The following is a 24,528-nucleotide window of genomic DNA, read 5'->3' on the forward strand; positions in this document are numbered from 1 at the left end:
GACAAGCCGACCATCAGGGCGACCGAGCCCTCACAGCGCGTGGCGGCCAGGCGCCGCAAAGGCAGCCCAAAGCCACCTCAAAGGCACACCGCACCCACCCCGCACCCGCACTTCGGCGACCACCCGACGCCGAGTTCCGGCCACCATGGATGATGGGCGCGCCACCGGAGGAACCGCCGTGCCGAACAGGAGGACCCGCCGTGCCGCCGTTTCGGACCCTGCTGGCCGTACCCGTGTCGCTGGCGCTGCTCGCCCTGGCCCCGGCCGCCTCCTCCGCCCCCGCCGCATCGCCGACGGACGCGGTCCTCCCCCTGCTGCTCACCACGGGCAAGGCACCGGCCGCCGCCCTGCTGGCCCGCGAGGAGACGGGGACCCGCTACGCCGAGGCGGGACCCGGTATCGCCCGCGCCGACCACTTCCGCGCCGGCAGCATCACGAAGTCCTTCATCGCGACGGTGATCCTCCAACTGGCCGCGGAACACCGGCTGGCCCTGTCCGACACCGTCGACCGGCACCTGCCGGGCGTGGTGCGCGGCGCGGGCAACGACGGCCGCACCCTGACACTGCGCGCGCTGCTCACCCACACCAGCGGTCTGAGCGACTTCACCGCGGACACCCGGGGACTGGTCCCGCTCACCCCTGTTCAGGCCGTGCGCATCGCCCTCACCCACCCCCCTACCGGCCGCGGCCGGTACGTCTACTCCAACACCAACTACGTGCTCCTCGGCATGGTGATCAGAGAGGTCACCGGCCACTCCTACGCCTTCGAGGCCGAGCGCCGCATCCTCGCTCCCCTGCGCCTGACCGACACCTCCTTCCCTGGTTCGCGCACTTCTCTGCCCTCCCCGCACGGCCGCGCCCACGCGAGCGACGGCACCGATGTCACCGAGCTCGACCCGCGGGTGGCCGGGGCCGCGGGCGAGCTGGTGACCACGCTGGCCGACCTGGACCGCTTCTACGCGGCGCTCCTGGGCGGCCGGCTGCTGCCCCCGCGCCGGCTGCGCGAGATGCTCGACACCCGCGCCGCACACGGCCTGTACGGCATGGGGCTGTTTCCGGTGAAGCTGCCGTGCGGCACGACGGTGTGGGGGCACAACGGCCGTATCAACGGCAGCTACGTGCGCACCGCGGCCACCGTCGACGGACGTCGGGTCCTCACCTTCCGTGTGAACACGACCGCGATCGCAGACCCCGACCTCGAACCGGCCCTGCTCGCCGCCGAGTTCTGCCCCCGCACCTCGTAGAACGCCCGGGTTCCGAACGAAGATCCCGGCTCACGACACTCGTTCGAGTGACCTTCACCGAATCCCGCCGTCCCGCCGCCTCTCACAGCGGCACGACGTCCGGTCACAGCGGCACGACGTCCGCTTACAACGGCACGATGTCCGGCGCCCCCAGCCGCGCCGCGTCCGCCGTCAGGTCGTCCGGCTGGCGCTGCGACTCCCGCTCGGCCTCGACCCGCTTCTCGTAGTGCTCGATCTCCCGCTCGATCTGGTCCTTGTCCCAGCCCAGCACCGGCGCCATCAGCTCCGCGGCCTCGCGCGCGCTGCGGGTGCCCCGGTCGAAGGTCTCGATGGAGATGCGGGTCCGCCGGGTGAGCACGTCGTCCAGATGCCGCGCCCCCTCGTGCGAGGCGGCGTACACGACCTCGGCGCGCAGGTAGTCCTCGGCCGCCTGTAGGGGCTCGCCCAGCGTGGGGTCCGCGGCGATGAGCTCCAGGACCTCCTCGGCCAGTGCGCCGAATCGGTTCAGCAGGTGTTCCACCCGCACCACGTGCAGTCCCGTGCGGGCGGCGATCCGCGCTCGCGCGTTCCACAGCGCCCGGTACCCCTCGGCGCCCAGCAGCGGCACGTCCTCCGTGACGCACTCGGCGACCCGCAGGTCCAGCCCGTGCACCGCCTCGTCCACCGCGTCCTTGGCCATGACCCGGTACGTCGTGTACTTGCCGCCCGCCACCACCACGAGCCCCGGCACGGGATGGGCCACGGTGTGCTCGCGGGACAGCTTGCTCGTGGCGTCCGACTCACCGGCCAGCAGCGGCCGCAGGCCCGCGTAGACACCCTGGACGTCGTCGCGGGTCAGCGGCACCGCGAGCACCGAGTTCACGTGCTCCAGCAGATAGTCGATGTCCGCGCTGGACGCGGCCGGATGCGCCTTGTCGAGGTCCCAGTCGGTGTCCGTGGTGCCGATGATCCAGTGCCGGCCCCAGGGGATGACGAACAGCACGGACTTCTCGGTCCGCAGGATCAGTCCGGTCGTCGAGTGGATCCGGTCCTTGGGCACGACGAGGTGGATGCCCTTGGAGGCGCGTACGTGGAACTGGCCGCGCTCGCCCACCATGGCCTGGGTGTCGTCGGTCCACACGCCCGTCGCGTTGACGATCTGCTTGGCGCGGATCTCGTACTCCCCGCCCGCCTCGACGTCCTGGACGCGCGCGCCGACGACCCGTTCGCCCTCGCGCAGGAAGCCGGTCACGCGTGCGCGGTTGGCGACCGTCGCGCCGTACGCCGCCGCCGTGCGCACGAGCGTGGCGACGAAGCGGGCGTCGTCCATCTGGGCGTCGTAGTACTGCAAGGCGCCGACCAGGGCGTCCTTCTTCAACGCGGGCGCGACGCGCAGGGCGTGACGACGGCTCAGGTGACGGTGCATCGGCAGTCCGCGTCCGTGCCCGCGCGCCATCGACATCGTGTCGTAGAGCGCGACGCCCGAACCGGCGTACAGCCGCTCCCAGCCCTTGTGCTGGAGCGGGTACAGGAAGGGCACCGGCTTCACCAGGTGCGGGGCGAGCCGCTCCAGCAACAGCCCGCGCTCCTTGAGCGCCTCCCGGACGAGCGCGAAGTCGAGCATCTCCAGATAGCGCAGGCCGCCGTGGATGAGCTTGCTCGACCTGCTCGACGTGCCCGACGCCCAGTCACGCGCCTCCACGAGGCCCACGGACAGGCCCCGCGTCACCGCGTCGAGGGCGGTGCCCGCGCCGACCACGCCGGCGCCCACCACCAGTAGGTCCAGCTCACGCTCGGCCATTGATGCGAGTGCCTCGGCGCGCTGCGCCGGCCCCAGTGTCGCTGTCCTCACCGCTGCCTCCCGCTGTCGGTCACGCCGGTCACTCTTGAGGAGTGGCCCGGTCCGTATCCCTCATGCCCAAATTCTGACCGGCTTGCCCGACTTCAGCCACCAGTCACCCCCAGCCTGTGGACAACTTCCAGGACACATGGACCAAACCCCAGGCCTCACAGGAAGACACACGGAATCAATGCCGCATATCAGTCATATTTCCTCCTAGTCTGACATTGCGCTCGCCCATCCTGTCCACCGGGCTTGCGCACCTGTCCCGCTTCGGTTACTGGGAAGGACGGTCCTCGCCATGCCCGCAGATCTCGCCGTCATCGGACTCGGCCCTTACGGACTGCCCCTGGCCCAGGCGGCCGTCGCCGCCGGCATCCCCACCCTCGGCTACCGCACCGGCCCCGAGACCGGCTCGCTCAGCCCCGCCGAACTGCGCCGGATGCTCTCGGGGGGCTTCCGGCCGGCCACCTCACCCGCCGAGCTCGGCCGGGTGCGTACGGCGGTCATCTGCGCGCCCACCCCGCGCGGCGCGGATGGTGGCCTCGACCTCAGCCAGGTGGAGGCCGCGGCCCGCACCCTCGCGGCGCAGCTGCGCCCGCACACCACCGTCATCCTGGAGTCGCCCGTCCCCCCGGGCACCACCGAGAACCTTCTCCGCCCCCTCCTCGAAGAGGGCTCCCGGCTCCGCGCGGGCCGCGACTTCCATCTCGCCTACTCGCCCAGCCGGGTCGACCCGGGCAACCGTGACTTCACCCCCGCCAACACCCCCAAGGTGATCGGCGGCCTCACCCCGGCCTGCACCGAGTCCGCGGCCGCGTTCTACTCGCGCCTCACCGACAAGGTGGTACGCGCGCGTGGACTGCGCGAGGCGGAGACGGTCCAGCTCCTGGAGACGAACTTCCGGCACGTCAACATCGCCCTCGTCAACGAGATGGCCGTCGTCTGCCACGACCTCGGCGTCGACCTGTGGGACGTGGTCCGCTGCGCGGAGACCAAGCCGTTCGGCTTCCACGCCTTCCGCCCCGGCCCCGGCGTCGGCGGCCACGCGGTCCCGCAGGACCTGACCGGCGCGCCGGCCGGCCGCGGTCTGCGCATGGTGGAACTCGCCCAGCAGGTCAACAGTCAGATGCCGCGTTACGTCGTCCAGCGCGCCGCCACCCTCCTCAACGAGCACGGCAAGTCGGCGCGGGGCGCGCGCGTGCTCCTGCTCGGCGTGACCTACAAGCCCGACCTCGCCGACCAACAGGCCACCCCCGCCCGTGAGATCGCGGTCCGGCTGATGGAGCTCGGCGCCTCGGTCAGCTACCACGACCCGCACGTCCCCTCCTGGAACGTCCTGGACCGCCCGGTCCCCCGCGCGGACTCGCTCTACGAGGCCGCCGCCGACGCGGACCTGACGATCCTGCTCCAGCAGCACCGCACGTACGACCTCCAGGGCCTGTCGGTGAAGGCCCAGCTCCTGCTGGACACCCGGGGCGCCACCCCGACCGGGGCCGCGCACCGCCTCTGAGCGGGAACCGCCCGGTCACGCGGCGGAAGGGACCGCCTCCGGGACGAAAACGGCCGACGAAAACGGCTGGTGGAGGCGGTCGGTGTGCCTGCTACTCTTCGGCGACTCGCCTCCCCGGCGAGCCTCGTCGCACAGTCGTGCGCACACCCCACACCGCTCGCTCAGCCCGTCCCATGGGGGGATCTCTGTCATGACCCAGCCAACTCCGCCGCAGCAGCCCACCGACGGCAACCCGTTCGCCCAGGCGCCCGCCCCGGTACCGCCCGCCGCCCCGGCCCAGGGCAACGTCGCTCTCGGCGTCCTCGCCGGTGTCGTCGTGGCCCTGGTCACCGCGCTCGTCTACGGCGCCATCCTGAAGTCGACCGAGCACGAGATCGGCTACGTCGCGGTCGGCGTCGGCTTCGCGGTCGGCTACGTCGCCGGCAAGGTCGGCGGCGCGAACCCCGTCCTCCCGATCGTGAGCGCCGTCCTGTCCCTGGGCGCGGTCTACGCCGGCCAGATCCTCGGCATCGCCATGATCGGCGCCGACGAGTCCGGCATGAACATCGGCACCATCCTCACCGACCACTTCGGCCTGGTGACGGACGTCTGGAGCGAGGACGCCGACATCCTGACCTTCGCCTTCCTGGCCATCGGCGCGGCCGCCGCGTTCTCCGGCGCGAAGAAGGCCGTCGCGTAAGCACGCGTCAGACATGACGAAGGGCCCGCCCACCTCCCCGGTGGACGGGCCCTCGTGTCGTACAGACCGCCGTACGACCTACCGCTTGTGCTGGGAGTCCGCGACCGTCACCTCGACGCGCTGGAACTCCTTGAGCTCGCTGTAGCCCGTCGTGGCCATCGCGCGGCGCAGGGCGCCGAAGAAGTTCATGGAGCCGTCCGGGATGTGCGAGGGACCCGTCAGGATCTCCTCGATGGTGCCGACGGTGCCGAGGTCGACCTTCTTGCCGCGCGGCAGCTCCTCGTTGACCGCCTCCATGCCCCAGTGGTGGCCGCGGCCCGGCGCGTCCGTGGCGCGGGCGAGCGGGGAGCCCATCATCACGGCGTCCGCGCCGCAGGCGACGGCCTTGGGGAGGTCGCCGGACCAGCCGACACCGCCGTCGGCGATCACGTGCACATACCGGCCGCCGGACTCGTCCATGTAGTCACGGCGGGCCGCGGCGACGTCGGCGACCGCGGTCGCCATCGGGACCTGGATGCCCAGCACGTTGCGCGTGGTGTGCGCCGCGCCGCCGCCGAAGCCGACGAGGACACCCGCGGCACCGGTGCGCATCAGGTGCAGGGCCGCGGTGTACGTGGCGCAGCCGCCGACGATCACCGGGACGTCGAGCTCGTAGATGAACTGCTTCAGGTTCAGCGGCTCGTGCGAACCGGAGACATGCTCCGCGGAGACCGTCGTACCGCGGATGACGAAGATGTCCACGCCCGCGTCGACCACGGCCTTGGAGAACTGCGCCGTGCGCTGCGGGGAGAGCGCGGCCGCCGTGACCACGCCGGAGTCGCGCACCTCCTTGATGCGCGCGCCGATCAGCTCCTCCTTGATGGGGGCGGAGTAGATCTCCTGGAGGCGGCGGGTGGCCGTCTCCGCGTCCAGCCCGGCGATCTCGTCGAGCAGCGGCTGCGGGTCCTCGTACCGCGTCCAGAGGCCTTCGAGGTTGAGCACACCGAGGCCGCCCAGCTCGCCGATGCGGATCGCGGTGTCCGGGGAGACGACCGAGTCCATGGGGGCGGCCAGGAACGGCAGGTCGAAGCGGTAGGCGTCGATCTGCCAGGCGATCGAGACCTCCTTCGGGTCGCGCGTACGACGGCTCGGGACGACGGCGATGTCGTCGAAGGCGTACGCCCGGCGGCCGCGCTTGCCGCGCCCGATCTCGATCTCAGTCACGTGTGTGGCCTTTCCCTGATGCGTTGCAGCGCCTTCCAGTATCCCCGACGGGTACGACAAGGGCGGCCCCGGATGCTCCGGGACCGCCCTCGGGAAGCCGGTGACTACTTGTTGCGGCTGTAGTTCGGCGCCTCGACCGTCATCTGGATGTCGTGCGGGTGCGACTCCTTGAGGCCCGCCGAGGTGATCCGGACGAACCGGCCGTTGTCCTGGAGCTCCGGCACGGTGCGGCCGCCGACGTAGAACATCGACTGGCGCAGACCGCCGACCAGCTGGTGGACGACCGAGGAGAGCGGGCCGCGGTAGGGCACCTGGCCCTCGATGCCCTCGGGGACCAGCTGCTCGTCGGAGGCGACGCCCTCCTGGAAGTAGCGGTCCTTGGAGAAGGACTTGCGGTCGCCGCGGGACTGCATCGCGCCGAGCGAGCCCATGCCGCGGTACGACTTGAACTGCTTGCCGTTGATGAACAGCAGCTCGCCCGGGGACTCCTCGCAGCCCGCCAGCAGCGAGCCCAGCATCACGGTGTCGGCGCCCGCCACGAGCGCCTTGGCGATGTCGCCGGAGTACTGGAGGCCACCGTCGCCGATGACCGGGACCCCGGCCTCCTTGGCGGCCAGCGCGGCCTCGTAGATGGCGGTGACCTGCGGGACGCCGATGCCGGCGACGACACGGGTCGTACAGATGGAACCGGGGCCGACGCCGACCTTGATGCCGTCCACACCGGAGTCGATGAGCGCCTGGGCACCGTCACGGGTGGCGATGTTGCCGCCGATGACGTCCACGCGCGTGTGGTTGGACTTGATCTTGGCGACCATGTCGCCGACCAGCCGGGAGTGGCCGTGCGCGGTGTCGACGACGATGAAGTCGACGCCCGCCTCGATCAGCGCCTGGGCCCGCTCGAAGGCGTCACCGGCGACACCGACCGCGGCACCGACGAGGAGGCGGCCCTCGGCGTCCTTCGCGGCGCTCGGGTACTTCTCGGCCTTGACGAAGTCCTTGACGGTGATGAGGCCCTTGAGGACACCCTCGTCGTCGACCAGCGGAAGCTTCTCGATCTTGTGCTTGCGCAGCAGCTCCATGGCCTCGACACCGGAGATGCCGACCTTGCCGGTGACCAGCGGCATCGGCGTCATGACCTCGCGGACCCGGCGGGTGCGGTCGCTCTCGAAGGCCATGTCGCGGTTGGTGACGATGCCGAGCAGCTTCTTGCCCGGGTCGGTGACCGGGACGCCGCTGATGCGGAACTTGGCGCACAGCGCGTCGGCCTCGGCGAGCGTGGCATCCGGGTGGACCGTGATCGGGTCGGCCACCATGCCGGACTCGGACCGCTTCACGAGGTCGACCTGGTTGGCCTGGTCCTCGATGGAGAGGTTGCGGTGCAGTACGCCGACGCCGCCCTGGCGGGCCATCGCGATCGCCATGCGCGACTCGGTGACCTTGTCCATGGCGGCGGACAGCAGCGGGATGTTCACCCGCACGTTCTTGGAGACGTACGAGGCGGTGTCGATCTCGTCGGGAGCCATGTCCGACGCGCCCGGCAGCAGCAGCACGTCGTCGTAGGTCAGCCCGAGCGTCGCGAATTTGGCGGGCACTCCGTCGACGTTTGCAGTCATGACACCTTCCCCAATGGCCTTGATCGGTGCGGATGTCCATGCTAACGGGAAGGAAGGGTCCCGAATTCCACGGTTCCGTCCTGCTACCGGCTTCGTATCTTCGTACGGAACCGAGAGAGGGCCTGTTCACCGAAGCCACAAACAGCGGGCCCTACTGCTCGGCCAGCGCCCGCAGCCTGCTCAACGCACGGTGCTGGGCCACCCGCACCGCGCCGGGTGACATTCCCAACATCTGGCCCGTCTCCTCGGCCGTCAGTCCCACCGCGATCCGCAGCAGCAGCAGCTCCCGCTGGTTCTCGGGCAGGTTGGCCAACAGCTTCTTGGCCCATTCGGCGTCGCTGCTGAGCAGCGCCCGCTCCTCCGGGCCGAGCGAGTCGTCCGGCCGCTCCGGCATCTCGTCCGACGGCACCGCCGTCGAGCCGGGGCCCCGCATCGCCGCGCGCTGGAGGTCGGCGACCTTGTGAGCGGCGATGGCGAAGACGAAGGCCTCGAAGGGCCGACCGGTGTCCCGGTAGCGAGGCAGCGCGAGCAGCACCGCGACGCAGACCTCCTGGGCCAGGTCCTCCACGAAGTGGCGGGCATCGCCGGGCAGCCGCGACAGCCGCGTACGGCAGTAGCGCAGCGCCAGCGGGTGGACGTGGGCGAGCAGGTCGTGTGTCGCCTGCTCATCCCCGTCGACGGCGCGATGGACAAGCCCACCGATCACCGTCGTCTCGTCCTCGCGCATCGGTCCATGGTGCCTTGCGGCCGATTCATCCGCGGCACCACGCCCGATGTTGTGCACCGAAGCGTTATGAGCAGGTGCGCCGGAACTCATCTCCTGCGCCCTCCCCTTCCGCTCGACCGACTCGTCCCCGAGAGACTCCACATCTCAAGGATGCGGCATCGGCGGAGAAACAAGCAGCGGGCAACGACACCCGCGCCCCGGAAGGGGCGCGGGGCGGGACATTGTGCGGCTCCGCCGCGTGGGCGCGACCAGCCACAAACGACCTGCACACGGCGACAAACCTGTGCGACCGAGCTCTTAGCGAACCAGGCCCCAACGGAACCCGAGCGCCACGGCATGCGCCCGGTCGGACGCACCCAGCTTCTTGAACAGCCGCCGAGCATGCGTCTTCACGGTGTCCTCGGACAGGAACAGCTCCCGCCCGATCTCCGCATTGGACCGGCCGTGGCTCATACCCTCGAGCACCTGGATCTCACGCGCGGTGAGCGTGGGCGCGGCGCCCATCTCGGCGGACCGCAGTCGACGCGGAGCCAGCCGCCACGTGGGGTCGGCCAGGGCCTGAGTCACCGTGGCCCTCAGCTCGGCACGCGAGGCGTCCTTGTGGAGGTAGCCCCGCGCACCCGCGGCGACGGCCAGCGCGACGCCGTCCAGGTCCTCGGCCACCGTGAGCATGATGATCCGCGCACCGGGGTCCGCGGACAGCAGCCGCCGCACGGTCTCGACGCCGCCCAGTCCGGGCATGCGTACGTCCATCAGAATCAGGTCCGAGCGGTCCGCACCCCAGCGGCGGAGGACTTCCTCGCCGTTGGCCGCGGTCGTCACGCGCTCGACGCCGGGCACGGTCGCGACCGCGCGGCGGAGCGCCTCTCGGGCAAGCGGGGAGTCGTCGCAGACGAGGACGGATGTCATGGCCGCCCTCCGCAGCTGATGCACGTCACCTTGAGCCTCCAGGCTGGTACGAAATGTCACCTGTGCGGTCGACCGTCCCGGACGCCTGCCCGAGCACTTGTTGCTTCAACCGCCTCCGCACTCTCAACGACGGTCACTCGAAAGAGTTACGGGGCCGTGCGCCGTCTTCGGCACTCTACGTGAGGGCGCGGACACGGTGCAGACATGCGCGGCGGACCCACAACGTTTCATCACAACCGGTGCCCCATTTAGCCCTATTTCTTCCCTTTTGCTGGTGTCTGAGGCTAGATTCGCAATGAGTCATATTTTCATCTCCTTAGATCGTAGATGTACGGTCGTGGACACCGTATCCGCCGCAGAACGGCTACAAGGGGTCACGCAATGGCAGATTTCTCCCGCCTTCCCGGACCGAACGCGGACCTGTGGGACTGGCAGCTCCTGGCTGCCTGCCGCGGGGTCGACAGTTCGCTCTTCTTCCATCCGGAGGGTGAGCGCGGTGCGGCGCGGAGTGCTCGTGAGAACTCGGCCAAGGAGGTCTGCATGAGGTGCCCGGTGCGCGCGCAGTGCGCGGCGCACGCGCTGGCGGTGAGAGAGCCGTACGGCGTGTGGGGCGGCCTGACCGAGGACGAGCGCGAGGAGCTCATGGGCCGGGCGCGCAACCGCCTGGTGACGGCATCGTCGTCGAGTGGCGGACACGCCGCTTCGAACAACTGAAGGAACGTTTCTTCAGAAGAGGCACGCGTACGCGTGCCTCTTCGCTTTTGCGGCCACGGCTACGGCTGCTTGCGCCCTGCCGCTCGCTCCAGCCGGTCCAGGGTCGCCGCCACGGCCGGCACCTGGGCCAGGTCGGGCAGGGTCAGCGCGACGATCTCCCGCCGCACGGCCGGTTCCAGGGTGACCGTGCGCGCGCCCCGGGGCCGTACGGACTCGATGGCGAGCTGTGGCAGCACGGCGACGCCCAGGCCCGCGCCCACCAGTCCGACCACCGCCGGATAGTCGTCGGTGGCGAAGTCGATGCGGGGGGTGAACCCGGCGCCCTCGCACACCTCCACCAACTGGCCGCGGCAGCGCGGGCATCCGGCGATCCAGGGCTCGCGCGCGAGGTCCCCGATGGCGACGGACCCGGCCCGCGCGAGCCGGTGCCGTTCGGGTACGAGGGCGACCAGCCGGTCCCGCAAGAGGGGCCGTACGACGAGGTCCTCCCACTCGTCGCCACCGCGCGCGGCGCCTTCGTACCGGAAGGCGAGCGCGACGTCGCAGTCACCTTCCCTCAACATCTCGACGGACTGCGGCGGTTCGGCCTCCTCCAGGGAGACGCGGGTGCCGGGGTGCGCGGCGCGCAGGGCGGCGAGGGCGGTGGGGACGAGGGTGGAGCTGCCGCTGGGGAAGGAGACCAGCCGCACGCGCCCGGCGCGCAGGCCGGCGATGGCGGCGACCTCCTCCTCGGCGGCGGTGAGTCCGGAGAGGATCCCGGCGGCGTGCCGGACGAGGGCCTCGCCCGCCTGGGTCAGGCGCATCTCGCGGCCGCTGCGGACGAGCAGCGGGGTGCCGACGGACGACTCCAGGGCCTTCATCTGCTGGCTGACGGCGGGCTGGGTGCAGCCCAGCTCGCGGCCGGCGGCCGAGAAGGAGCCGGTGGCGGCGACGGCACGCAGGACGCGCAGATGGCGGGCTTCGATCACCCTTCGAGGATAAGCCAGCCTTTGATACGGCGCCGAATAATGCGTGGCGGCTTTGAAGGCCGGCGCCTACCGTGCCGTACATGAGGCTTCTGTCAGTGAACCTGGGGCGGGCGAAGGCCGTGGCGTACACGGACAACCCGGAGGGGCTGACCGGTATCGACAAGCAGCCGGTGGCGGGGCCCGTGCGGGTGGCGGCGCCCGGGCCGAAGGGGATCGGCGGGAGCGGGCTCGCCGGGGACGACGTGTGCAAGCGGCAGCATCACGGCGGGGACGACCAGGCGGTGTACGCCGTGGCGCGCGAGGACCTGGACGACTGGGAGCGCGAGCTGGGGCGGACGCTGGCCGACGGCGCGTTCGGGGAGAACCTCACCACCCTCGGTCTGGACGTGTCTGGGGCGCTGATCGGCGAGCGCTGGCGGATCGGGCCCGAGGTGGTGCTGGAGATCACCAGCGCGCGGATTCCGTGCGGCACCTTCCAGGGCCACATGGACGAGCAGCGATGGGTGAAGCGGTTCACCCGGAAGGGGGCGCCGGGCGCGTATCTGCGGGTGATAGAGCCGGGTGAGGTGCGGGCCGGGGACCCGGTCGAGATCGTGCACCGGCCCGACCACGACGTGACGGTCGCGCTGGCCTTCCGGGCGACGACCACCGAGCGGGCGCTGCTGCCACGGATGTTGGCGGCAGGTGACGCGCTGCATCCGGAGGTGCTCCGTTCGGCGCGCGAGTACGTGGCGAAGTATGGGGAGAAGGACGGGGAGGAGCACGCGGAACGCCAGCCCTGACGGCAATCGGACGCTGTCGGTCCGGGTCACTAACCTTGCGCCATGACAACGGCATTGATTACGGGATCGACCGCGGGCATCGGTGCCGCGTTCGCACGACGGCTGGCGGCTGACGGGCACAACCTCGTGCTGGTGGCCCGCGACACCCAGCGGATGCGCGACCAGGCCACCGAGCTGCACGACCGGCACGGCGTCGAGGTGGAGGTCCTGACGGCGGACCTGGCCACGGACGAGGGCATCGAGTCGGTGGCGGCCCGGCTCGCCGACCGCCGCAGCCCCGTCGACCTGCTCGTCAACAATGCCGGCTTCGGCAACAAGGGCCGCTATCTCGACGTCTCCATGGCCGACGAGCTGAGGATGCTCAAGGTGCACTGCGAGGCGGTGCTCCGGCTGACGTCGGCCGCGACGGAGGCGATGCGGGAGCGCGGGCGGGGCGGTGTCGTCAATGTCGCCTCCGTGGCCGCCTTCGTGCCGCGCGGGACGTACGGCGCCTCCAAGGCGTGGGTCGTGCAGTTCACGCAGGGCGCGGCCAAGGATCTGGCGGGCAGCGGGGTGCGGTTGATGGCGCTCGCGCCCGGGTTCGTGCGCACCGAGTTCCATGAGCGGGCCGGGATGGGGACGGACAACATCCCGGGGTGGATGTGGCTGGACGCGGACAAGCTCGTGGCGTCCGCGCTGAGCGACCTTGCCCGGGGGAAGACGCTGTCGATTCCCGACCCCCGGTACAAGGCGCTGATGGGCGTGGTGAAGGTGGTGCCCCGAGGGCTGCTCGGGGGGATCACCTCCAGGACGGGGCGCAAGTACGGCCCACAGTAAGGGCCGTTTACGCCACCGGGGTCAGGGTGACGTCCGGGCGGAGGCCGGCGAGGAGGGTCGCGACCGTGGCGCCGATGGCCTCGCTGTGGGCCGCGTCCTCGCCGGGGCAACCGAGCACGACGAGAAGCGCTTCCCCGCTGTCGGGGGCGAGTTGGCGGCTCGCGGCGTCGCAGTCGCGGCGGCCCAGCCAGGCGAAGGGCTCCTCGACGGCGCCGTCGGGATCCGCCAGACCGTAGAGCAGGTCACCGGCCGGGACGGGCTTGGACTTGGTGGAGAAGGCGGGGACGATCCGCTCCGTGCCGGCCGCCCGGGTGATGACGAGGTCGCTGCCCTCGTCCTCCTTGAAGAGGCTGTGCAGTCCGATGCCGGCGCCGTGCCGCAGGGTCGCCACGCTCACCGCGTCGACCACCGCGCCGTGCGAGCGCCAGCCGCGGGTGCGGACGCCCTCGCGGAGCCGCTCACCGGCGGGGGTGGTGCCCGCGTAGCCGAGGTCGGCCAGCAAGGTGCGGTATCCGGCGGGCAGTTCCGGGGCGTCCTGCTCCCACGCCCCGGCGGCGGCCTCGGCGCTCAGACCGTCGTCCGCACGCAGCAGGGGCTGGTCGGAGGTCAGCTTCCAGACCCGGACGTGGTGCAGACCGAGGAGGCGGGCGGACGCGGAGGTGATGAGGCGCATGTGTCGTCTTCCAGGTGGTTCGGTGGGGTGTCGGGAGGGTCGGGCACGACGGAGGTCCCGGTGTGCCCGGTGCCGAGGCAGCCGTGCAGCAGGGCGTGCGGAACCCGGCCGTCGAGGAGTTGGGCGCGGCCGACCCCGGCCCGGACCGCCCGCAGACAGCTCTCGAGTTTCGGGGCCATGCCGCCGGACAGGGTGGGCAGCAGTTCCGCCGCCCGGGTGACGGTCAGGTGTTCGACGATTTGGTCCCGGCGTGGCCAGTCGGCGTACAGGCCCGGCACGTCGGTGAGGATCACCAGGTGGTCCGCGCGCAGGCCGGCCGCGAGGGCGGCGGCGGCGCTGTCGGCGTTGATGTTGTAGACCTGCCCGTCCGTGCCGCGGCCGATGCCGGTGACGAGCGGGACCAGGCCGCTGTCGGTGAGGGCGCGCAGGACGTGGGTGTCGACGCGGGTGACGTCGCCGACGAGGCCGATGTCCACCTCGTCACCGTCCAGGACGGCGAGGCGTTTGGCGGCGGTGAGCAGACGGGCGTCCTCGCCGGTGATGCCGACGGCGAGCGGGCCGTCCTCGTTGAGGAGGCCCACGAGATCGCGCTGCACCTGACCGGCGAGGACCATGCGGACCACGTCCATGGTCTCGGGGGTGGTGACCCGCAGGCCGGCCGTGAAGGTGACGGGCAGGCCGAGCTTCTCCAGGTGCGCGTTGATCTGCGGGCCACCGCCGTGCGCCACGACCAGCCGGACGCCGGCGCGGTGCAGCCGGGCCACGTCCTGGGCGAAGGTGCGCAGCAGCGTCCGGTCCGCCATGGCGCTGCCGCCGAGCTTGACGACGACGGTACGGCCGCGGAAGGGGGTGAGGTCAGGGGTGTCGTCCATGTCAGAACGCCGCGATGCCGGACGGGGCCCGTTCCGCGCGGCTGAGTGCGCGCAGTACGGCGGACTGGCCGTGGCGGCGCAGGGCCAGCCGGGTCAGCAGGCCGACGCTCGCCTCGACGGCGGGCTCGGGCAGTTCGGGGGTCGGGATGCCGACGCTGAACGCCAAGTCGTCTGTATGTACGACCAGTTCCATCAGACGGGTCGTCAGGAAGTCGTCGAGGCTCAGCGCGTAGTCGCCCCACACCGGCAGCCGTACGGCCCGGTCGGGCTCGGCGGGCAGCCGAGTGCGCAGGGCTCGTACGGTGTCGGCAGCCCGGTCCGCCAGCGGCCGTACGCCCTGAGCGCCCGCGTCCTCTCCGCCGCGCCGGATCCGGGCGTTGGCCTCGTCGTGCAGACCGGCGTCGATCCAGCGGACGCGGGCGTAGTAGTCGTCGAGCCCGATGACCCGCTGGGTCGGGGCGGGTTCGTCGAGGACGGCCGGAATGAAGAAGACCTGCCAGGCGAGATGCCCGGCGAGCCCGCCGACGCTCCACTCCGCCAGCGCGCTCGCCTCCTCCCAGCGCTCGGCGACGGCGGGCTGGTTCAACAGCTCCACCGCGACGTCCGCGGCGTCGAGGTACGCGCCGGTGATCCGGGTCATCGGGTGAACCTTCCGGTGTGCGCGGCGGTGCCGCGGGTCATCGGGGACGCCTTTCGGTGTACGTGCCAGTGATCCGGGCCGCCGGGACAACTTCGCTGCGCGCGCCCGTGAGCCGGGTCATCGGGGCAGCCTCGGCGCACACGCGCGCGAACCGGCCGGCAGAGCGCTCTTCGGTGCACGCACCCGCGAGCCGGCCGGCGGGGCGCTCTTCGGTGCGCGCGCCCCTGAGCCGGGTCATCGGGGCAGCCTCGGCGCACACACCCGCGAACCGGGCCATCGCGACAGCCTCGGTGCACACGCGCACGAACCGGCCGGCAGAGCGCTCTTCGGTGCACGCACCCGCGAGCCGGCCGGCGGGGCGCTCTTCGGTGCGCGCGCCCCTGAGCCGGGTCATCGGGGCAGCCTCGGCGCACACACCCGCGAACCGGGCCATCGCGACAGCCTCGGTGCACACGCGCACGAACCGGCCGGCGGAGCACCCTTCGCTGCACGCGCCCGCAAGCCGGGTCATCGGGACAGCCTCGGCGCACACACCCGCGAACCGGGCCATCGCGACAGCCTCGGTGCACACACCCGCGAGCCGGCTGGCGGAGCACCCTTCGCTGCACGCGCCCGCAAGCCGGGTCATCGGGGCAGCGTCGGTGCACACACCCGCGAACCGGCCGGCGGAGCGCCCTTCGGTGCACGCGCCCATGAGCACGGCCCCCGCGACAGCCGCGCTGCGCGCGTCCGTGAGCCGGGTCATCGCGGGAGCCTTTCCGTGGGGTTGACGCGCGTAGCGGGAAGGTGCGGTGCGGGGATGCGGGTGCGGGTCCAGGGGCGGGGTGGGGTGGTCTGCTCGGCTGTGACCTCGTCGAAGGCCTCGCGAAGTCGGGCGACCCCGGTGGCGAGGGTGGTCGCGTCGAGGGCGAAGGGCAGGCGGAGTCGGTTCTCCAGGGTGCCGTCGGCGCCGAAGCGCGGGCCGGGCAGCAGCTGGACGCCGTGTCTGCCGGCGGCCAGCGAGAGCTTGGTGCTGAGCTGGGCGCCGAGGTCGACCCACAGGCACAGTCCGCCGCGCGGCACGGTGAACCGCCACTGGGGCAGCTGAGCGCGCAGCACGTCGGTCAGGGCGGTGCGCTGGGCGACCAGTTCCTCGCTGCGTGCGCGCAGCAGGTCGTCGTACGTCTCGAAGAGGCGGCAGGCGATGAGCTGCTGCACCAGCGGGTTGCCGGGGTCGCTGGGGCCGCGGACGGCGACCAGGCGGGAGATGACCGACTTGGAGGCCCGGACCCAGCCCACCCGCAGCCCGGCCCAGACGGTCTTGCTGAGCGAGCCGATGCTGATGACGGCGCCCGACCTGCCGTACGCGGCCATCGGGGGCGGCAGCGGGCCCGCGTCGAGGTTGACCTCGGAGAGCGTCTCGTCCACCACCACGTAGGTGCCGCTGTGCAGCGCCGCGTCGACGACGGCGCGGCGGGTCGCGTCGGGCATGACGAGGCCGGTGGGGTTGTGGAAGTCGGGCATGAGGTACGCGACGGCGGGCCGGGTGCCGCGCACGGCGCTCTCGATGAGGTCGACGTCCCAGCCGGCGTCGTCCAGACCGACCGGCATCGGCCGGGCGCCGTGGCTGCGGATGGCCTCCAGGGCGTTGGGGTAGGTCGGGCTGTCGATCAGGACCGGTTCCCGGGGCCGGACGAGGAGCCGGAGCAGCAGCCCCCAGGCGTGGTGGGCACCGACGGTGACCATGATCTGGTCGGCGTTGGTGCGCACGCCGCGGGCGGTGTAGTGGTCGGCGATGGCCTGGCGCAGGGCGGGCAGCCCGACGAGGTCGTAGCCGTGGCCGTCGGAGTGCCGGGCCATTCGGGTCGCGGTCTCGGCGACGGCGAGGCTGAACGCCGGTTCCGGTGCCGGCAGCGACGCGCAGGTCAGGTCGATGTGTGTGTCGACGGCCTGTCCCGGTACCCAGGACAGGGCGCGCGGCGCGCGTTCCGCGCCGTCGGGCAGGGCCGCGTAGCTTCCCGCGCCCTGTCGGCTGCGGAGGTAGCCCTCCTCGCGCAGCCGCTGGTAGGCCGAGGCCACGGTGTTCCGGCTGATGCCCCAGGACGCTGCCAGGGTGCGTTCGGCCGGGATCCTGGCCGCCACCGAGAGCCGTCCGTCCAGGATCAGTGCCTTGAGCGCCTGCGCCAGGTCCATGTACGCGGTGCCCTGTCGCCAGTCGCCGAGCAGTCTTGCCAATTGGTCCGCGTTCACCTTTTGGGCGACGTCGTCCCTCATTGCGGTCCCCCCGCTAGTCAGGTTCGTTTTCCTGCCAGCGGGAGTCTTGGCCGAGAACAGCGCCACTACAAGATCTTTTGGAAAGTTTTCACGATCGGGAAATATTCCGGCCAACGTTGTCACGCACCGTCCCATTTGCGGAGAGCGGGCAGTGCAAATGCCGCGACCAGCAGAGAGAGGGCGCCGCCGATGATCCACGGAGCGACGAGTCCCAGCCAGTCGGCGACGAATCCGCCGACCAGCGCGCCCAGCGGCATCGCGCCGAAGGCGAACATCCGCCCGGCGCCGCTCACCCGGCCCATGAGCTCGTTGGGGATGAGCCGCTGGCGTACCGACCAGGACACGACGTTCCACATGGACAGCGCGATCGAGAAGAGGGTGAACAGGGCCACCACGGTGACCGGGTCGCGCCCCACCAGGCCGATCGCCAGCCAGGCCAGCGGGCACACGATCTGCACGCCGATGGCGACCTGCCGGGCACCGAAGCGATCCACGACCCGGTTGCTGACGAGCCCGCCGATCACACCGCCGATGGCCATCGCGGCGAGCAGCAGACCGTAGCCGCGGTCGCCGATGCCGAGGACGTCGTGCGAGAAGAGCACCAGCGTGGCGAGGGCCATCGACTCACAGAAGTTGCCGGAGCCGGCGATGAGGGTGAGGGTGCGCGGCAGCCGGTTCTTGGCCAGCCAGCGCAGCCCCTCGCCGATCTCGGTGCGCATCGCGGTCGGCTTCTCGGGACGCGGCGGCCGGCCGGTGGCGCGAATTCGAGACAACAACAGCAACGACACGAAGAACGCGACGGCATTCAGCCAGAACGGCAGCGGAATAGCGAACGCGAACAGCGCGGCGCCCAGCGGCGGGCCGGCAAATTCTCGGGAAACCGATGCGGTCGCGACGAGCCGTCCGTTGGCCGCTTCCAGATGGTCGGACTTGACCAGAGTGGGCACCAGGGCCTGGCTGGCGCCGGTGAACAGGATCTCCGCACAGCCCACTCCGAAGGCCAGGACGTAGAGCATCCAGATCTGCGCCAGGTCGAAGGTGGCGATGACGGCGACCACCACGACCAGGACCACCTGGGCGGCCTGGGCGCCGACCATCAGCCGGCGCCGGTCGAAGCGGTCCACGAGCGCGCCGCCGATCAGGGCCAGCAGCAGCCAGGGCAGGGTGCGGGCGGTGGCCACGCCGGCCACCAGGCTCGGGTCGCTGGTGAGCGACTTGGCCAGCAGCGGGATCGCCGCCACGAGCGCGCCGTCGCCGAGGGTCGCGATCAGGTCGGCCGACCACAGGAGGCGGAACTCCCGCCCCATGCCCTTGCCTTGGGCGCCGCTCTTCTCCTCGTCCTCCGCCGCGTCCGGTACGGACAACTCGCTCATGACAGGCTGATCCTCACGTCGCGTAGTGGAAGACGCCGGCCGTCCGGGTCTTGTCGTTGGCGCTGATGCCGATGACGGCGCTGTCCCCGGCCGGCAGCACCCTGGCGTAGGCGCCGGCGTGCCCCTGCGGCAGATAGAAGAACCCCCAGGCCGCCTGCCAGTCCGCCGTGACGCCGGTCAGCGGGTCGATCACCGGTTCCGGCCGGGGCGTGACGCGTTCCTGGAGCACACAGCCGCCCTCGGCGGCCTCGCGGACCGCCCGCCACCATTCCTCCGCGCCGGTCTCCCAGCCGGCCACGACACCCTTGCCGCCGTAGAGCCCGTTGGGCTTGAGGATCAGTTCGGTACGGCGGTCATGGCAGCGCGCGACCAGGTCCGCGTCGGCGAGGAAGCCGTCGCCGTACAGCACCCGGGTCCAGGGCAGCACCCGGTCGATCAGGGCCTGTTCGCCGGCGCTGAACCGGTCCCGGTGCCGGGCGTCGGAGAGCAGGGCCAGACAGCCCTTCTCGCAGTAGAGGTTGCTCTCCAGCGGGGTCCACAGGACGACGGTGCCCTCCTCGTGGGCCCGGCACAGCGGTTCCACGAGGGCCATCGCCTCGGGGTCGAGATAGACCTGGTCCGCCTCGAAGCAGCGGTAGACCACGTCGACGGGGGTGCCGTCCAGGTACGGCTTGCCGTGGCGGAAGGCGATCTGGCCGATCTCCCCGATCCGGAAGTCCAGGCCGAAGCCCCGCATCAGCTCCCGCAGCGGCTGCCAGGTCGCGCCCCACCGGTCGAGGCCGCCGGGGCCTTCGAGCAGCGCCACCACGGGGTCGCCGCCCGAGGCGACAGCCGCCCCCGCCTTGCGCAGCGCGTCGGCGAGGGCGCGGCCGGTGTGGGTGTAGCCGAGGCCGTGTTCGGCGGCGAAGGACGCGAAGGCGTCGTCCTGTTCCAGCAGGACCCGGGGGATCTCCCCGGCCCGGTCCCAGCCGCCGACCTCGCTGCCGATGCCGAACTCCAGGAGCTTGAACGCCGTGCCGTCGTGATAGACGTCCGCCCGGCCCGCGTGCGGCGGGGCGCCGCCGCCGAGCCTGCGCATCACCGCGCCGCGCCGCTCGTCCAGGCCCAGGGCGGTGCAGAAGGCGTCGAGATCACCGTCGTAGAGCCGCTCGGGCAGGGAGGTGAGCAGGGCCAGCATGCCGTCGAGGTCGGCCGCGAAGCCGTGCAGTTGGTCCTTCGCCACGAACAGGGGGCGGGAGAGGTACTCGCCGGGCCAGTCGGCGAGCGAGGGCGCCCTGCGCAGGGTCGGGGCGGAGTCGGGGCGTACGGACTCGTTGTAGGCCCGGGTGATCGCGTCCGTCATGGCACGAGCTCCCTCGCGCCGATGTTCTCCGTTGCGAGGGTGTCGCCGAGCAGGACGGTGCCGGGGCGGGCGACCGTGGCGTAGACGCCGAAGGTGCCGGCCGAGGCCTGCACGAGGGAGCGCAGGATCTCGCGGTCCTTGGGCAGGTTCCGCTGCGGCTGGGTCACCATGACGCAGCGTTTGGTGGCTTCCGTGATGTCCAGGAGGACGTTGCCGATCTGGGCGCGGGTGCCCAGGACGACGTCCTGCCCCGGTCCGCCCAGCAGGACGTTGGGCCGGAAGCGGCGTACGTCCCAGCTGCCGTCGGGGTGACGGGCGCCGGCCGCGCGCAGGGCGCCCTCGCTCAGCAGATGCACCGGGGCCTCGTCGACGAACTTGCCGGCGGGCAGGTCGAAGGTGGACAGGGACGTGGGCTCGGCCGGGTCCGCGCGGTACTCCTCGACGGTGTGCACCCGGCCGGTCTGGCGGCGCAGCTCCACGGCCTGGCCGAGCCAGTCACTCAGGATCGCGTCGGCGTCCGGGTCGGCGGTGGTGAACCGCCGCCCGTCGGGCAGGGTCAGCTCGGCCCCGGCCTCATGGCGGCGGGCCGTGGCGTCCAGCAGCCGCGGCTCCCGCTTGGCGGTGAGGACCCGGCCGGTGGCCTCGACCACGACCGCGAACTCACGGTCGCCGACCACCCCGCTGGGCCCGAGGAACAGCCGGTCCGCCCGCTCGCCGCCCATGGACTTCACGGGGTAGCGCCACAGCTGTACGACGGGCAGCGCGGCGCTCACAGGTCCAGCACCAGGTCGGTCACCGGCTGCGAGATGCACAGCAGCACCTCCCCCTCGTCGGGGTCGCCCTGGGGCGGCACGTGGTAGCGGACGGTGCCGCGCTTGAGCCGTACGGCACAGGTGCCGCAGACGCCCGCCCAGCACAGGGACTTGGTCTCGACGCCGTTGTCGTCGGCGAAGGGCAGCAGGGAGTCGTAGGAGCCGTCCCAGCTGAACTCGGCGGAGCTGCGGTCGAAGGTGATCCGCAGCTCGGTCAGTGCCGCGAGGACCTCCACCCCGTCGTAGCCGCCGACGGTGGCGCGGCCCAGGGCGACGGACTCGCGGGCGGGGTCGACCAGGGCGAGGCGGGCCGCGGGCAGCCTGGCGGAGTCGACGGGCCGGAAGCCGTAGCGGGCGAACCACGCGGAGGTGGTCTTGGAGAAGACCAGCACCTGCGGGTAGCCCTCGGCGTGGGCCGCGCCGACCATGCTGGCCAGCAGCAGCCGGCCGAGGCCGAGGCCGTGCCGGTTCTCGTCGACGGCGACGTTGTAGATCTCGGCGAGCGTGTCGAAGCCGCGCAGTCCCGCGCAGCCGACGACCTCGCCGTCGGCCTCCAGGACCCGGAAGTCCTCGGAGAGGGTCTCGAACAGCGCGCGTTCACGGACGAGGAGCTGCCCGGTGTCCATGAAGGGCAGCGACAGCCGGTACATCGCCTCGGCGTCCTCGGCGCGGGCCCGGCGGAACCGGACGTCGACGAACTCGTCACCGCCCCGGCTCAGGGCGACGTCGATCACCTTGCTGGTGTTCAGGTTGATGGGCATGGCCGCTACACGTAGGACTCGAGGGAACCCTGGCGGCGTACGTCCAGGGAGCAGCAGTGGAAGCCGCCGCCGAAGGTGCGTCCGTGGCGGTAGGGCACGGGTACGGCGGTGAAGCCCTCCTTCTCCAACTGGCGGGCCAGTTCGGTCTGCCTGGCCGGGACGATCACCGTCTCCTCGTTGACGGAGAGGATGTTCATGCCGATCCAGGTGGAGGCGCGCGGCCAGGTGAGGCCGTAGCCGTCGTCCTCGGGCTCGTCGAACCAGATGATCTTCCAGTTCCGCAGCGGCGCCGGGATGGTCTCCGGGGTGAGCCGGCCGGCGTTGGCGAGGAGCACGCCGGGACGCAGGATGTGCAGGGTGGTGCCCACGTGGTCGTCGCAGATCGAGATCTCGTGCACGGTGAACTCGGACCCGAGCACCCGGCGCAGCCAGGCAGCACCGGTGCGGTTGCCGGTGTTGCTGACGTTGAAGAAGAGATCGCTGCCCGCGCGCAGCAGGTTCGCGGCGTCGAACAGCGGCTCGATCTCGGCGAGTACGGGGGTGTCGCCGTCGTAGGCGTAGGTCGCGTCGGCGAGGCGGGGGCGCGGGGCCGCGAGCCAGTTGGCGCCGGAGTCGAAGTACTCGGAGAGCAGTCCGCGGAAGGGGAAGGTCTCGGTGTAGCGGGCGCGGACCGGCATCGGCGCCTCGATGATGTTCTCGCCGACCACCAGGAGGCAGTCGCGGGGCATCAGCGAGTGGTTGGCGGTCGTGGTCCAGTCGGCGACGGTCAGCGGCGAGCCGTGGACGGCCGGGGCCGGGCGGCGGACGGTGACGCCGAAGGAGGTCAGGGTGTCGGCAAGCGCCTGGAGGTCCTCCTGCGTCTCGTCGACGATCCGGGCCAGGTCGGCCTCGGTGACCTGGTCGCCGGTGTGGTCCTCGGGCAGACCGAAGAAGTGGCGCAGCGAGGTGTCCGCGTCCGGGATGTGGAAGTGCTCGGCACTTCCGATCACGATCTCCTCAAGCTGTCCGAAGTCGTTGAACGACCTGACGGAGCTCACGGCGTTTCCTTTCGCTGTGCCGGTGCCGGACGGGTCAGCGAGAGACCGAACGGCTGGTCAATGGACATGAGTTCGACGTAGTTGACGTTGACGTGCGCGGGCGTCCGATGGGCCCAGAGCACGGTGTCGGCGACGTCCTCGGGCGCGAGCGGGCGGATGCCGTCGTAGAGCGCGTCGGCGCGGTCCTGGTCGCCCTTGAAGCGGACCAGCGCGAACTCGCTGCGCACCATGCCGGGGGCGATACAGGTGACCCGGATGCCGGTGCCCTGCACGTCCACCCGGAGGTTGGCCGACAGATGGTGGACGAACGCCTTCGTGGCCGCGTACACGTTGCCGCCGAAGAAGGGGTACTCCGCGGCCAGCGAGCCGAGGTTGATGATGTGCCCGGCACCGGTGCGGCGCATCGCCGGCAGCACGGCGCGGATGCCGTGCAGGACACCCGAGACATTGGTGTCGATCATGGTGTCCCAGTCCTCGACGGCCCCGTCGTGCAGGGCGCCGAGACCGAGCGAGAGCCCGGCGTTGTTGACGAGCGCGGCGATCTCGCCGCCGTCCTGGAGGACCGCGTCGACCGCGGTGGCGACGGACTCGCCGTCCCGTACGTCGGCCCGCTCGACCCGGATCAGTTCGGGCCCGAAGGCGTCCACCAGGTCGTCGAGGCGCTCCACGCGCCGGGCGAGCACCGCGACCGGCAGTCCCTCCTTGAGGAACCGCTCCGCCACCGCCCGCCCGATCCCGGCCGTACCGCCGGTGATCACCGTCCACTTGGTCATGGGGTGCTGCTCTCCTCGATGTCTGCCTTGTGGGCGACCGGGGCGGGGTCGGCCGGGTAGGCCTGCGCCGCCGGGTGGAACGGGCACGTCCAGTCGTCCGGGACGGCCCGGCCCGAGTACTGCACCGCCTCCGAGGCCGCCCCGAACTCGGACAGGTTGGGGTTGAGCGAGCCCTGGAGCTCCAGCTCCCGCTCCCTGACCTGGCCCTGGATGCGCTGGTAGATGCCCTTCTCCTTCAACCGCCCGAACTGGAGGTGGGAGTTGAAGACGAGGGTGGGCAGCGGGAACCGGCGGGTGATCCGGGAGGCGCCCGGATGCAGGCCCACCACGAAGAAGGCGTGGCCGCCGACGCTGAAGCCGAACCGCTCGGACGCCGGGTCGGGGTCGACCAGCGGGTCCCAGGGGTACTGGCCGGTGTCCAGGTCGTGCAGGGTCTGGAGCTGGCGCCACAACAGTTCCTCGAACTGGTTCTCGTCCGTGTCCGCCGGTCCCGAGAAGGTGGCCGCGAACGTCGCCATCAGTGGGTCGATGTCCTCGCGCCGCGCGGCGAAGTCGGCGAGCGCCGCGTGCAGTTCCCGGGTCGTGGCGGGCTCGGCGAGCCGGCCGAAGTGACGGTGCACGAGCGTGCCGCGCAGCTGCGCGCTCTTGCCGGCCACACAGGAGAACTCCGGCCCCAGCAGCTTCTCCGTCAGCTGCGCCGCGGCCCGCCCGGACGGGTTCTCCGTCTCGCGTACCGCCTCCGCGTCATCGGCCGGCGGGTTCTCCGCCGACCCCTCCCCGACTTCCCCCGTCGGACGACGGCTGGTGCCAAGCACTGGTATCCCCCTTAGGACCTGTGCGGCGGAACATGCCGCAGACCCGGGGTCTGGCACGCACATCTGCCGCGTTGTCGTCACTCGCCGACGCTCCGCGTCGACTCCCTCCTCCGCCTTGCAGCTGCACGCCCCAGACCCCGCTCACCGGCGCCAATGAACTGCCGCTGCTTTCCTGCGACCTGTTCCGCCG

24 protein-coding genes are annotated in these 24,528 nt (G+C 71.6%); 6 read left to right on the top strand and 18 right to left on the bottom strand.

From position 1 onward, the window contains the following. The first annotated feature begins 200 nt into the window (after positions 1-200). Entirely contained in the window at positions 201-1,244 is a 1,044-nt protein-coding gene (locus OG885_RS18195; RefSeq protein ID WP_405732550.1) for a serine hydrolase domain-containing protein, read from the top strand. Positions 1,245-1,368: 124 nt separating this feature from the next. On the opposite strand, the gene OG885_RS18200 is transcribed toward OG885_RS18195, so the two are convergent. Continuing rightward, positions 1,369-3,075 (bottom strand): glycerol-3-phosphate dehydrogenase/oxidase, encoded by a 1,707-nt coding sequence (locus OG885_RS18200; protein WP_399949319.1) that lies wholly within the window; start codon positions 3,073-3,075, stop codon positions 1,369-1,371. A 289-nt stretch (positions 3,076-3,364) separates the two neighbouring features. Between OG885_RS18200 and OG885_RS18205 the strand changes: the two genes are divergently transcribed. Together OG885_RS18205 and OG885_RS18210 are read left to right on the top strand one after the other, a co-directional pair. Continuing rightward, positions 3,365-4,576 carry a nucleotide sugar dehydrogenase gene (locus OG885_RS18205; RefSeq protein WP_399949321.1) on the top strand — a complete coding sequence of 404 codons (1,212 nt, stop codon included), beginning with the start codon at positions 3,365-3,367 and terminating at the stop codon, positions 4,574-4,576. A 190-nt stretch (positions 4,577-4,766) separates the two neighbouring features. Then, on the top strand, positions 4,767-5,255 hold the full coding sequence (locus OG885_RS18210; RefSeq protein ID WP_405732554.1) for a hypothetical protein: 489 nt from the start codon (positions 4,767-4,769) through the stop codon (positions 5,253-5,255). Between the two features lie 78 nt (positions 5,256-5,333). Here the strand turns inward: OG885_RS18210 and OG885_RS18215 are convergent, their stop codons facing one another. The 4 genes from OG885_RS18215 to OG885_RS18230 all read right to left on the bottom strand — a co-directional run bounded on the left by OG885_RS18215 (position 5,334) and on the right by OG885_RS18230 (position 9,707). Then, complete coding sequence (locus tag OG885_RS18215; RefSeq protein WP_405732556.1) at positions 5,334-6,458, bottom strand: GuaB3 family IMP dehydrogenase-related protein; 1,125 nt, start codon at positions 6,456-6,458, stop codon at positions 5,334-5,336. A gap of 104 nt (positions 6,459-6,562) precedes the next feature. Then, entirely contained in the window at positions 6,563-8,071 is a 1,509-nt protein-coding gene (gene guaB / locus OG885_RS18220; RefSeq protein ID WP_399949326.1) for an IMP dehydrogenase, read from the bottom strand. 151 nt (positions 8,072-8,222) lie between these two features. Then, positions 8,223-8,798, bottom strand: a complete 576-nt coding sequence (locus OG885_RS18225; protein ID WP_059192858.1) for a sigma-70 family RNA polymerase sigma factor — start codon at positions 8,796-8,798, stop codon at positions 8,223-8,225. A gap of 297 nt (positions 8,799-9,095) precedes the next feature. Further along, the gene (locus OG885_RS18230; protein WP_003948568.1) at positions 9,096-9,707 is read right to left on the bottom strand and encodes a response regulator transcription factor; all 612 of its coding nucleotides are present in this window, start codon (positions 9,705-9,707) and stop codon (positions 9,096-9,098) included. A gap of 381 nt (positions 9,708-10,088) precedes the next feature. Between OG885_RS18230 and OG885_RS18235 the strand changes: the two genes are divergently transcribed. Beyond that, entirely contained in the window at positions 10,089-10,421 is a 333-nt protein-coding gene (locus tag OG885_RS18235) for a WhiB family transcriptional regulator (RefSeq protein WP_059192859.1), read from the top strand. A 59-nt stretch (positions 10,422-10,480) separates the two neighbouring features. On the opposite strand, the gene OG885_RS18240 is transcribed toward OG885_RS18235, so the two are convergent. Next, positions 10,481-11,389: a LysR family transcriptional regulator gene (locus OG885_RS18240; RefSeq protein ID WP_405732561.1), complete on the bottom strand. Its 909-nt coding sequence runs from the start codon at positions 11,387-11,389 to the stop codon at positions 10,481-10,483. Between the two features lie 80 nt (positions 11,390-11,469). Between OG885_RS18240 and OG885_RS18245 the strand changes: the two genes are divergently transcribed. Further along, complete coding sequence (locus tag OG885_RS18245; RefSeq protein WP_405732564.1) at positions 11,470-12,171, top strand: MOSC domain-containing protein; 702 nt, start codon at positions 11,470-11,472, stop codon at positions 12,169-12,171. A 42-nt stretch (positions 12,172-12,213) separates the two neighbouring features. Then, a complete protein-coding gene (locus tag OG885_RS18250; RefSeq protein WP_405732567.1) occupies positions 12,214-12,987 on the top strand; it encodes an SDR family NAD(P)-dependent oxidoreductase in 774 nt (257 codons plus the stop codon). Between the two features lie 7 nt (positions 12,988-12,994). Here the strand turns inward: OG885_RS18250 and OG885_RS18255 are convergent, their stop codons facing one another. The 12 genes from OG885_RS18255 to gntA all read right to left on the bottom strand — a co-directional run bounded on the left by OG885_RS18255 (position 12,995) and on the right by gntA (position 24,338). Then, positions 12,995-13,660 (bottom strand): hypothetical protein, encoded by a 666-nt coding sequence (locus OG885_RS18255; RefSeq protein ID WP_405732570.1) that lies wholly within the window; start codon positions 13,658-13,660, stop codon positions 12,995-12,997. Next, positions 13,594-14,532, bottom strand: coding sequence for an acetylglutamate kinase (argB, locus tag OG885_RS18260; RefSeq protein ID WP_405732573.1), 939 nt, complete (start codon positions 14,530-14,532; stop codon positions 13,594-13,596). Before argB ends, OG885_RS18255 begins: the two co-directional genes overlap by 67 nt. A 1-nt stretch (position 14,533) precedes the next feature. After that, entirely contained in the window at positions 14,534-15,172 is a 639-nt protein-coding gene (locus OG885_RS18265; protein WP_405732576.1) for a maleylpyruvate isomerase N-terminal domain-containing protein, read from the bottom strand. A gap of 37 nt (positions 15,173-15,209) precedes the next feature. Next, positions 15,210-15,917 carry a hypothetical protein gene (locus tag OG885_RS18270; RefSeq protein WP_405732579.1) on the bottom strand — a complete coding sequence of 236 codons (708 nt, stop codon included), beginning with the start codon at positions 15,915-15,917 and terminating at the stop codon, positions 15,210-15,212. Then, positions 15,914-17,386, bottom strand: a complete 1,473-nt coding sequence (locus OG885_RS18275) for a PLP-dependent aminotransferase family protein (RefSeq protein ID WP_405732582.1) — start codon at positions 17,384-17,386, stop codon at positions 15,914-15,916. The genes OG885_RS18270 and OG885_RS18275 overlap by 4 nt, the downstream gene beginning before the upstream one ends. Positions 17,387-17,544: 158 nt before the next feature. Next, the gene (locus OG885_RS18280; protein ID WP_405732585.1) at positions 17,545-18,798 is read right to left on the bottom strand and encodes an MFS transporter; all 1,254 of its coding nucleotides are present in this window, start codon (positions 18,796-18,798) and stop codon (positions 17,545-17,547) included. A 13-nt stretch (positions 18,799-18,811) separates the two neighbouring features. Beyond that, entirely contained in the window at positions 18,812-20,140 is a 1,329-nt protein-coding gene (locus tag OG885_RS18285; RefSeq protein ID WP_405732587.1) for a hypothetical protein, read from the bottom strand. Continuing rightward, positions 20,137-20,913: an MOSC domain-containing protein gene (locus tag OG885_RS18290; RefSeq protein ID WP_405732590.1), complete on the bottom strand. Its 777-nt coding sequence runs from the start codon at positions 20,911-20,913 to the stop codon at positions 20,137-20,139. The genes OG885_RS18285 and OG885_RS18290 overlap by 4 nt, the downstream gene beginning before the upstream one ends. Further along, positions 20,910-21,713: a GNAT family N-acetyltransferase gene (locus OG885_RS18295; protein ID WP_405732593.1), complete on the bottom strand. Its 804-nt coding sequence runs from the start codon at positions 21,711-21,713 to the stop codon at positions 20,910-20,912. Before OG885_RS18295 ends, OG885_RS18290 begins: the two co-directional genes overlap by 4 nt. 5 nt (positions 21,714-21,718) lie before the next feature. After that, entirely contained in the window at positions 21,719-22,750 is a 1,032-nt protein-coding gene (locus OG885_RS18300; protein ID WP_405732596.1) for an inosamine-phosphate amidinotransferase 1, read from the bottom strand. Continuing rightward, a complete protein-coding gene (locus OG885_RS18305) occupies positions 22,747-23,523 on the bottom strand; it encodes an SDR family NAD(P)-dependent oxidoreductase (RefSeq protein ID WP_405732599.1) in 777 nt (258 codons plus the stop codon). Before OG885_RS18305 ends, OG885_RS18300 begins: the two co-directional genes overlap by 4 nt. Next, positions 23,520-24,338 carry a guanitoxin biosynthesis heme-dependent pre-guanitoxin N-hydroxylase GntA gene (gene gntA / locus OG885_RS18310; protein WP_405732602.1) on the bottom strand — a complete coding sequence of 273 codons (819 nt, stop codon included), beginning with the start codon at positions 24,336-24,338 and terminating at the stop codon, positions 23,520-23,522. The genes OG885_RS18305 and gntA overlap by 4 nt, the downstream gene beginning before the upstream one ends. Positions 24,339-24,528 lie beyond the last annotated feature (190 nt).

This window comes from Streptomyces sp. NBC_00028 (genome assembly GCF_045041065.1).
In the GTDB taxonomy this organism is placed as follows: Bacteria; Actinomycetota; Actinomycetes; order Streptomycetales; family Streptomycetaceae; genus Streptomyces.